This window comes from Haladaptatus sp. (assembly GCF_049589095.1).
Classification (GTDB): Archaea; Halobacteriota; Halobacteria; order Halobacteriales; family Haladaptataceae; genus Haladaptatus.
Genome location: NZ_JBAWAC010000232.1, coordinates 1 through 5,490, shown reverse-complemented (window position 1 = coordinate 5,490; position 5,490 = coordinate 1). Strand labels below are relative to the sequence as shown.

Genomic DNA, 5,490 nt, shown 5'->3' with positions numbered 1-5,490 from the left:
GGTTCGAGCACCATGAGGGTCACCATCACCAGAATCGCGGTCACGTCGACGGGGAGCAGTTCGGTCGCAAAGAGCACCAATGCGAGGATAACCACCGCAAACACGACCAACATATCCGGCGTCACGCCCGCCAACCCAGTCTGCATCATACCGTCGTATACGAATTTCCGTGTAAAAAAGGTTGTTGATAACTTATGAGAAACCATCCAGTAGCCCTCAAAAACTATTTTAGTGTCATCTATGTTGCTTGTTCCATGGCGTTTTCAGGGCTCTCCACGCTCGATCTCGCCGTCGCCGCCTTCGCCGTGTTTTCCACCGTTGGCGGGATTCTCTGAACTTCGCGTTGGCGACGCCATCGGTGGTCGGTAGAACACATCGAAAAACACCCCCCGCTCGATTTTTCGCTTCGGAACCGCTCCATCCACCAATTCAGACCGAGTGCTCAGACCGCATGACCGGTTTCGCCCGCGGGATAACAGTCGAAGTCGGCGGTTTCGCAGTCGCCGCTCTCGGATTCGATCTGGATGGTGGCGTGGCCGATGTCGTGTCGCTCGTTGAGTCGATGACGGGCCTCGTCGAGAACCACGTCGCGGTCGGCATCGTCGGCGACGACTACGTGGGCGCTGCAGGCGAGACTGCGGTTGGTGAGTGCCCAGACGTGTACGTCGTGCACGTCGAGTGCGCCGTCGAGACCGCGGAGCGTCTCGGAGATGGCGTCCACGTCCACGCTGGACGGTGTCCCCTGAAGGAGGATGTTGACGCTCTCGATGAGGAGGTCCTTCGCGGAGTAGAGCACCAGCGCGGCGATGACGAGGCTGAAGATGGGGTCGAGGATGTAGGCGTCGGAGACGTACAGCCCGATACCGAGGGCGACGGCGGCGAGGCTCCCGGCGGCGTCGGTCAGCAGATGCAGATAGACGCCTTCGATGTTGAGGCTGTCGCGGCCGCCGTGGAGGACGTACGCACCGGCGAGGTTGGCGAAGAGGCCGACGATACCCACGGCGATGGTCGGGAGTGGTTTGACGGCTTGCGGGTCTTGGAACCGCATGATCGCCTCGTAGGCGACGTAGATGACGATGACGACGAGGAAGATGCCGTTCGCCAGCGCGGCGAGGATTTCGGCGCGCTGATAGCCGTAGGTCCGCTTCGAGTCGGCGTCGAGGGTCGCGATCCACGCGGCGAACAGCGCGAGAAAGATGCTCGCCGAATCCGTGAGCATGTGCGCGGCGTCCGCGAACAGCGTCAGCGAGTTGGCGTACAGCGCGCCTGCGATTTCCACCACGAAGAACGCGGTGTTGATGACGAGCGCGATTTTCAGCGCCGTCCGTCGTCCCTCCGAACTGCTCCCGTGTGCGTGAGCGTGGCCGTGTCCATGATCGTGACTGTGGTCGTGTCCGTGTCCGCCACCCTCTTCGTCGCTCTCGTGACCACCGTGACTATGACCGTGGTCGTGGCCACTATCGTGGCCATTTCCGTCATCTTCGTGGTCGTGGCTGTGACCATGGTCCTCCTGCCCGTGGTCGTGCCCGTGACCGTGCGAGTGGTCGCTCATGCACAAGCGGAACCACTTTGTGGATATTAATGCCCCTGTCATCAATCGGGGTTTGAATAGTAGTCTCTAGTAATTCTGCTCCCTTCTATTAATAATTTTTTGTGGAGCGAACGGGGAAACGTCAGCGTGTATCGGTGGCTCAGTCCACGAGTCGCTCGATCAGCGCGATTTCGTCGTCCGAGAGCCCGTACGCCCGTGCGACGAGGCGGTCGATTTCCGCGTCCGTTCGTTCGATTTTCGCGTCCAGTTGCGCCGCCGACCGACACGCCTCCACGAACGCCGTTGCCACGTCGAGCGACGGCAGTCGAGCGGCTTCGAGTCGGTCGAGGGGCGAAATGGTCTTCATCGCTTCCTCGGTAAACGCCTCGCTTTCCACGAATTGCGGGACGTACCACCTGAGGACGTCGCACCACCCGTTACGCTCTAACCCGCCGTCGTTCGCACCGTCGAAGACGAGTGCTCGGATCGGTTCGGTCTCCGCGAACCCCCACGAATCGGTTTCACACTCCTCGGCGGGACGGTAGCGCGCCGTGGCCGAGAACACGAGTTCACCTCCCTCGTCTTCGACCGACACCGACCCGAGCCGAAGTCGTTCCCGTGTTTCCGTCGTCTCGGTAAGTATCGAGCCGTCATCGATCCGCCGAACGAAGTTCCCGAGTCGCGGACCGTCGGGCGATTTGGGCAGTCGCGTCTCCATCTCCGCCCGTGTCTCCGTGAGCTCTTCCAATCGCTCCGCCAACTCGACCAGTTCGTCGCGCTCCCCCTCCCCGGTGGGTCTCGGAAGCTGCGTCGTGAACATCGGTTTGAACCTGAGATATCCCCCACTGACGTGAGTGCCGCCGTACACCTGCTGGAACCAGCATCCGGAGACGGCGGAGTTGACGACCGAAAGGAGGTACCGAAGCGGGAGTTCAGGACGGGAATCGACCGATGAATCGGCGCGTGAGCGAACGCTGTAGAGCGTGTTGAGCGCGTACATCCCGCTCCCGTCGTAGGTCGCAACGGGACGCTCGCTGATATCCCGTAGCAGTAGCTTTTCGGATTCGAAGACGGAACGGTCACGCAGCGACCCGTACTCCCCGTCGCCGATGAGCGACGGATCGAACCGAATCCAGTCCCCGTCCCACTCCAACCCGTACCGTGACACGTCCCCCCCGCCGACGAGTGGCTCGCAGTCCGGTCCGGGTTCATCGACGACGAGTTTCTCGCGGACGTTTCCGGTGTGGATGCCCTCGGTCATCGTGACGTACGTTCCGAGCTTTTCGAACTCCCGACAGAGTTGTTCCGCGAGCGACGCGAATTCGGGGTCGATGCCGACCGGAATCACCCGACCACCGAGGCAGTTCACGAACGACTGCGAGAGGGTTGCCTGCGGCGATTCGTCCGGGATTATGTTTGTACCGGCCTGCCGAACCGAAATCGTCTCGGTCGGTCCCGAATCGGCAGCGAACGTGAGGACCACCGGGTAGACGCTCGCGTCGGCGAACACCGACGCGTTCGACACGTCGAGCAGTTCCACGATTCGATGCCGGTCGAGCAGGTGGTCACGCAGCGTGCGCCCGTATCGCGCCGTCGTCCACTTGTTCGGGACGATACAGGACACCCGTTCGCCGAGTTCCGCCATGCGTTCGACGAACGCTACGTACAGGTCGAACGCCCCGGTTACGGTGTCGAACCGCTTTCGAAGGTCCGCTTTCCTCCCCGTCGAAACGTGGCGACTTCGAACGTACGGTGGATTTCCTACGACGGCTTCGAACGTTCGACCTTCGAACCATTCGGGGTCGGCGGCGAGCGCGTCGCCGACCCGTAAGGTTTCGTCCGGCCAGACGCCCGTCTCGAACCAGACGGCGGTTCGGGCGAGTTCGACCGCCAGCGGGTCCAGATCCATCCCGAAAATACGGTTCTCGGCGACGAACCGTCGCGCTTGCGCTCGCGGTTCGTCACGCCTTCGTGCCAACCGGTCGATGGCACAGGTAAGGAAGTTCCCGCTCCCCATCGCCGGGTCGATAAGCCGGGCGTCCTCCGCCCCTTCGAGCGCCTGCGAAACCGTGTACTCGACCACGGCGTCCGGCGTGTAGTACGCACCGACGGTGGCCCGTCGTGTCGCGTCACCAGAGAGCCGAATTCCATCACCGGTGTGTTCGGGTTCGTAATCGAGCGACCGTTCGTACAGACCGCTCACCTGCCGAAACGACAACGAGTCGAACGCCAGCGACCCGATGGTCTCGTCGAGTCGTTCGCTCGTCCCCGCCGATAGGGCTTCGAACCGCGCTCGCTCCGTTCGGAGTTCGTCGCCGGTTGCGAACGGCGGTCGGTCGACCCCTCGTGTGTCCGAAAATTCGTCCACGAGACGGCCGAACACGCCGACGAGGGCCGCGTCGAACGCGGATCGTAAACTCGTCGCTGTCGCTTCGGGATCAGTAACCAAATCGTCGGTGACGAGTTCGAGCGCCTGCCGGACGGTTTCGTCCGGGAGTTCGGGGACGGATGGTTCGCTCCTGCGCGGAGCCATTAGTTTCACAACTCCCTGCAGTAGGATAAGTCTATTCCGCGTACAGTGAGTACGCGATCGAAGCGAACCCGAGCACGGTCAGCGTGCTTTCGATGACGAGCGCGAAGTCCTGATTGACGCTGAACGCTTGGTCGGCCACGCCCGCGGCGAAGGCTCCGAGAGTGACGACACCGAACCCGATTGCGAGCGACCTGAGCGCTGGCAGTTCGGTTCGGCGGTACGCTTTGAACGCGAAAAACGTGATTATACCGCCGAGCAGGAGCGTGAGCGTTTTGAGGGTGATGATGAGTATCGTGAGGTTCATGTTTCCTTTCGTATCTCCGTCCACAGCCGTTCGAGGCGTTCGTCGGTGGTCTTCGGAGGCCGGTCGATGGTGACCTGAAAGCCGCCGTCCTCGGTTATGGAGATGTTCACCGATTCGACCGTGATCCGGTAGCGTGACGTGTGATGGCCGTCCTCCCGAATCTCGGTCTCTTCGGCCACGAGTGCGGCTTCGCTCAGCAGGTCGAGCTTTCGGTAGAGGGTTGAAAGCGGGATATCCGTGGCGTCGGCGACCTCTCGTGCCGTCATCGGTTCACGTAGTTCCATGATTATCCGTCGACATGCGGGGTCATCGAGGGCGTCGAGAACGTCCTGTAAATCGGGCGTATCGTCTGCCAAATCCCGCACCATTCAATCGAACCTTTCGTTGCTCGGCACATAATTCGTTCGACTGCTGAAACGGTTCTCATCCACTGGGAATCACCGAAAATCGACGGACGATACCGCGACGAACACCACCTTTTCCGCTGTTCAGCGCAGGAAGCCCAGGAATCGATAGTCGTGGTCCGGAACGTACCGCCGGAACGATAAGCTGTTCGTCAGGACGCTCACGCTGGAGAACGCCATCGCCCCCGCCGCGAGCGCGGGTTGCAGGAGGCCGAGCGAGGCCAGCGGGATCATCGCGGTGTTGTAGCCGAGCGCCCAGAAGAGGTTCTGCTTGATCTTCGACAGGGTGCCCGCCGAGATGCGAATCGCCTTCACCACGTCGCGTGGGTCGTCGCGCATTAGCGTCACGTCGGCCGCCTCGATGGCAACGTCCGTGCCGCTTCCGATGGCCGTGCCGACGAACGCCGCCGCGAGCGCCGGGGCGTCGTTCACGCCGTCCCCGACCATCATCGCGTTCCGGCCGCCGTCCTGCACGTCCTCGACGACGTCGGCCTTTTCGTCGGGGAGCACTTCGGCGCGAACGTTCGCGGGGTCGATGCCGACCTGCTCGGCGACGGCACGGGCGGTCCGCTCGTTGTCCCCCGTGAGCATGTGTATGTTCAAGCCTCGCTCCCGGAGGTCCGCGACGGCTTCCTTCGCGCTTTCCTTCACCCCGTCGGCGTTGGCGACGACGCCCGCAAGCGAACCACCGATGGCGACCAGCATCGCCGTCTTCCCC

Annotated in this window: 5 protein-coding genes; all 5 read right to left on the bottom strand. The window is 62.3% G+C overall.

Going from position 1 to position 5,490, the window contains the following annotated elements; all coding sequences use genetic code 11:
- Positions 1-442: 442 nt before the first annotated feature.
- On the bottom strand, positions 443-1,552 hold the full coding sequence (locus WBV42_RS07495) for a cation diffusion facilitator family transporter (RefSeq protein WP_423985468.1): 1,110 nt from the start codon (positions 1,550-1,552) through the stop codon (positions 443-445).
- 139 nt (positions 1,553-1,691) lie between these two features.
- On the bottom strand, positions 1,692-4,064 hold the full coding sequence (locus WBV42_RS07490; protein ID WP_423985467.1) for an Eco57I restriction-modification methylase domain-containing protein: 2,373 nt from the start codon (positions 4,062-4,064) through the stop codon (positions 1,692-1,694).
- 31 nt (positions 4,065-4,095) lie between these two features.
- A complete protein-coding gene (locus WBV42_RS07485) occupies positions 4,096-4,368 on the bottom strand; it encodes a DUF7521 family protein (RefSeq protein ID WP_066138829.1) in 273 nt (90 codons plus the stop codon).
- Complete coding sequence (locus WBV42_RS07480) at positions 4,365-4,736, bottom strand: winged helix-turn-helix domain-containing protein (protein ID WP_066138832.1); 372 nt, start codon at positions 4,734-4,736, stop codon at positions 4,365-4,367. The genes WBV42_RS07485 and WBV42_RS07480 overlap by 4 nt, the downstream gene beginning before the upstream one ends.
- 120 nt (positions 4,737-4,856) lie before the next feature.
- The coding region (locus WBV42_RS07475; protein ID WP_423985466.1) for an HAD-IC family P-type ATPase at positions 4,857-5,490 on the bottom strand (634 nt) is incomplete at its 5' end.

Excerpts from the sequence above, each read along its gene's own strand:
- WBV42_RS07495 (WP_423985468.1), bottom strand. The coding sequence starts at position 1,552 with ATGAGCGACCACTCGCACGGTCACGGGCACGACCACGGGCAGGAGGAC.
- WBV42_RS07490 (WP_423985467.1), bottom strand. The coding sequence starts at position 4,064 with ATGGCTCCGCGCAGGAGCGAACCATCCGTCCCCGAACTCCCGGACGAA.
- WBV42_RS07485 (WP_066138829.1), bottom strand. The coding sequence starts at position 4,368 with ATGAACCTCACGATACTCATCATCACCCTCAAAACGCTCACGCTCCTG.
- WBV42_RS07480 (WP_066138832.1), bottom strand. The coding sequence starts at position 4,736 with ATGGTGCGGGATTTGGCAGACGATACGCCCGATTTACAGGACGTTCTC.